We start from the raw sequence: 1,789 nt of genomic DNA, 5'->3' as shown, positions 1-1,789 counted from the left end.
GCTAGCCCCGTGTTTCGCACTTCGGATTCTGCTGCGCCGACCGGCCCCTGTGATCTTGTTTTCGGGTCATGGGGGTTAGGTGGGGTCGATGCCGAGGAGGTCGAGCAGGTGCTGTTGGAGTGGTCCGGGTCTGGGGATGTAGGCGGGCTGGCCGGCGGCGGTGGGGACCAGGCGCAGGGGGGCGAGGGCTTCGAGGATGAGTCGGCCGGTGGGCCGGGCGGGGCGGCCGGCGTAGAGGCCGGGCAGCTTCTCGGCGGGGGCGATCGCCTGGCGGACGGCGCGTTCGATCAGGGTGAACACGAGCAGGGCCAGGCAGATGACGTGGATGAGGCCGTCGATGCGCTGGTTGGTGCGCAGGAACAGCGGGGCGACCGCGAGTGGTCCTTTGTAGTCGCTGTAGCGGCGTTCGACCTTTTCCTGCCCTTTGTNGCGGCGCAGGACCTCGGCCGGGTCGGCCTCGTCGGCGGACAGGTTTGTCAGCAGGGCGTACCAGCCGTCGGTCGCGGCGTCGGCGTCGAGCGCGGTCTGGTCGAAAGCCCAGGTGAACGTCGGTTTCCCGCTGTCCGGGTCGAGGCCGATGTCGTAGCGGGCGAGGGCGGTGACCCTGCGGGTGCGGCAGACCTGCTCGGCGCGGGCGCGGACCGCCGTGTCGTCCGGGTGGTAGCGGGTGCCGGCGGTGCGGGCCAGCCGGTCGAGTTCGTCGCGGGCCTTGTCCAGCTTGAGTTGGCGGGCGGAGACGGCGGCTTGGGCGCGGGCCGACGACCAGACGTAGACGGTGCGCAGGATCAGCGGCGGGTTGTTCTTGCGGGGTCCGCGCATCGTGGTCAGGCCCTCGCAGGCCCGGTAGAAGCCGCGTTGGTGAGCGAATTTCTCCCGGTCGCGGACGGCGACGTAGTCGACCGGGGCCGCGGTCGTGACGTCGAGGGCGGCGAGCACGGCGGCGGGCACGACGCTTTTCGGCGCCGGGGCGAGGAACCGTGTGCCGGCGGCGGCCAGCTCGGTGAGGTTGCCGTAGGAGACCAGCTTGGTGTCCCCGACCAGCAGGAACTCGCGGCGCCCGGCCACTGTCTGCAGGGCACGCAGCGCGCCGACGACCTGGGAGACCTCCGCGGCGCCGCCGTCGTAGGCCTTCGCGACCAGCGGGACCCCGCCGTCACCGAGCACACCCAGCCCGGTCTGGACCTGCTTGAGATCGGGCCGGCGGTCCTTGGGATGACCGTGGCGAGGCGTCGCGTAGCCCGGGTCGACCTGNGGGTAAGCGCCGTAGAGGGAGATCGAGGTCATGTCCCAGTGGACCTGGGAAAGATCCAGGGCGAACGCGGTGACCGCCGCCGCGCCGACCGAGCCGACGACGGCCTCGGCCTGCCCGGCCAGGGCGTCGAGAGCCCGGGCGATCCGGTCGTCGTTCAGCGCGTCCGCCGCGACGTCGAAGACCTCCTCGACCGCCCAGGCCGCCGCCCAGTCGGCGACCCGGACCATCGCGGTCGGGCAGGTCAACCGGTTGGCGATGAGGACCTCGATGACCTGGCCGTGGGTCAGCCGGGCGTCCTCGCGGACCGGGCAGAGTCGGTCGACGACGCTGGCCACCCCAAGCCGGCGCAGGAAGTCCCGCACGACCGGCAGCGCGCCGAGCATCTTCTCCACGCTCGGAGGTCCATAACCCGCCACGACCGTCACAGGCGGGAACCGTGCCAGGCCCACCACTCCACCCCGCGGCAAACCCGACACGGAACAACCAAAAGATCACGGAACTGTCACATCGCACGAACGTGCGAAGGACAGGGCTAGC

The 1,789-nt window shown here is 71.3% G+C and carries 1 protein-coding gene and 2 pseudogenes; all 3 read right to left on the bottom strand.

Annotated elements, in window-relative coordinates; genetic code table 11:
- Positions 1-75 precede the first annotated feature (75 nt).
- A pseudogene (locus UK82_RS41275) lies at positions 76-428 on the bottom strand (transposase); the annotation flags it as partial.
- Between the two features lies 1 nt (position 429).
- Positions 430-1,251 (bottom strand): annotated as a pseudogene (locus UK82_RS41270) (transposase); the annotation flags it as partial.
- Between the two features lies 1 nt (position 1,252).
- Positions 1,253-1,635, bottom strand: a 383-nt coding sequence (locus UK82_RS41265) for a DUF4277 domain-containing protein (RefSeq protein ID WP_236706638.1), incomplete at its 3' end; no start/stop codon positions are given.
- Positions 1,636-1,789 lie beyond the last annotated feature (154 nt).

It is taken from the genome of Frankia sp. ACN1ag, from assembly GCF_001414035.1.
In the GTDB taxonomy this organism is placed as follows: Bacteria; Actinomycetota; Actinomycetes; order Frankiales; family Frankiaceae; genus Frankia; species Frankia torreyi.
This window is presented reverse-complemented; position numbering and strand designations above follow the sequence as displayed.